Here is a 1,344-nt window from a genome sequence, read left to right as displayed (position 1 = left end):
CCGAACTCAGAAGTGAAACCTCTTAGCGCTGATGGTAGTGTGGCACTTGCCATGTGAGAGTAAGTCATCGCCAGCTTTTAAATATCAAACACCCCAATCTCGAGAGAGGTTGGGGTGTTTTTTATGGCGCGGACGAAAAGTAAGAACAAAAAACATAATGTGTTAAAAATATTGGCCTGATTGGTTAACTTTTATGAGTGTTGAAAAGTTATTCTATTTATAACTAAAAGCATAAAGATAGGTATGAGATAAATCTAATGGTTGATATTGATGTAAATGAAAAGCTAATCTAATTTGGGGTTATATAGTAGTTAGATTTTATAACTTTAGTGAGTTTTTCGGAAAAAATTCTAATCTATAGGAAATTTACTCTTGAATAGTAGAGATGATTTTAATAAAGAATCAAAGAGAATATTACAGGAACGAGTTGGAAACCGTTGTTCTAATCCGGAATGTAGATGTCTGACGTCTGGACCAAACTCCAATGAGGAAAAGGCAACAAGAATTGGTGTAGCTGCTCATATTACTGGAGCTTCAGAAGGTGGTCCACGTTTTGATTCATTATTAACGAAAGACAAAAGGGCTCATATATCAAATGGTATCTGGCTTTGCCAAAACTGCGCAAAACTTATTGATAACGATGAGGAAGTTTACGCTGTAAGCTTATTATTAGAATGGAAGCAAGTATCAGAAGAAAACAGCCGCCGAGAGCTAGAAGGTAAATCACCAGTTGAATATCCTATAAAAGACGGTTGGATCTGTGGGCATTGCCGTTCTTTTGTTGAACATCAGCAAACCGTATGTAGAGTATGTCATGCGGATGTTGCATATTCAGCGACGAGACATGAACGAGCTGAGGCAGGAAAAATGGGTTTATTCGTTGGTGCTGCTTTGAGTGCTTTTATTTTTTTAGTCTTTCCTCAACTAGTTAACGATAAATTTGATTTAAGTATCTCTATCGGCTTAGGACTCGGTATATACGCAGTAGTTGTGTCTGGACTATTAAGCGCTCTAGGAATGTTTGCATGTATTGAGCTTGAAGAGAGAAAATATAGAGGTAAACCACCAAGGTTTTTCCGACAATCAAGTATATGAGCTAGCAAATGATGTTGGAGGATTTACGTTGTACAACAGTTTTACTAGGTGAAAGCTATCGTAGCACTTTCTTTGCTTGATCGCTAAGCAGCGGTTAGTATCCGTATTTACTATTCCAGCCTTGCGGAGCATACCGAAATGATTACGTATTTAAAAAAGTCTTTAAATCACCTATAAAAATGATAGATAAAAAGAAGCCCCATCATCCTGACGGGGCTTCTTCATATTCAGTTTATGTCGTTGATATCC

Annotated in this window: 1 protein-coding gene; it reads left to right on the top strand. The window is 37.3% G+C overall.

Annotated elements, in window-relative coordinates; all coding sequences use genetic code 11:
* Positions 1-372 precede the first annotated feature (372 nt).
* A complete protein-coding gene (locus F885_RS05705) occupies positions 373-1,095 on the top strand; it encodes a hypothetical protein (protein ID WP_005200956.1) in 723 nt (240 codons plus the stop codon).
* The last annotated feature ends 249 nt before the right edge of the window (positions 1,096-1,344 follow it).

It is taken from the genome of Acinetobacter higginsii, from assembly GCF_000369845.1.
GTDB lineage: Bacteria > Pseudomonadota > Gammaproteobacteria > Pseudomonadales > Moraxellaceae > Acinetobacter > Acinetobacter higginsii.
Note: the sequence above shows the minus strand (reverse complement) of the source record. Positions and strands in the feature narration are given on the sequence as shown.